We start from the raw sequence: 383 nt of genomic DNA, 5'->3' as shown, positions 1-383 counted from the left end.
CCCCCCCCCCCCCCCCCCCCCCCCCCCCCCCCCCCCCCCCCCCCCCACCACCCTTATTTTAATGATACGGCTACCACCGAGATATACACTAGGTTCTCTTCGTCGGCAGCGTCAGATGTGTATAAGAGACAGACCACGATCTGCGTGGCGATGCCCGCATGGTCGGTGCCCGGCACCCACAGCGTGTTGGCGCCCTTCATGCGGTGGTAGCGCGTGAGGCTGTCCATCACCGTGTGGTTGAAGGCATGGCCCATGTACAGCGTACCTGTCTCTTATACACATCTCCGAGCCCACGAGACCGTACAGGAAATCGCGTATGCCGTCTTCTGCTTGAAAAGGTGGGGGGGGGGGGGGGGGGGGGGGGGGGGGGGGGGGGGGGGGGG

1 pseudogene is annotated in these 383 nt (G+C 65.8%); it reads right to left on the bottom strand.

Annotation, left to right across the window (positions count from 1 at the left end):
• Positions 1–131: 131 nt before the first annotated feature.
• Positions 132–269: pseudogene (locus tag JHD63_RS25135) on the bottom strand (class I tRNA ligase family protein); the annotation flags it as partial.
• Positions 270–383: the final 114 nt, after the last annotated feature.

The sequence above is a fragment of the Xylophilus sp. ASV27 genome (genome assembly GCF_016428875.1).
Lineage (GTDB): Bacteria > Pseudomonadota > Gammaproteobacteria > Burkholderiales > Burkholderiaceae_C > Xylophilus.
The sequence above is the reverse complement of the archived record's forward strand: the minus strand, read 5'-3'. Positions and strand labels throughout refer to the sequence as shown.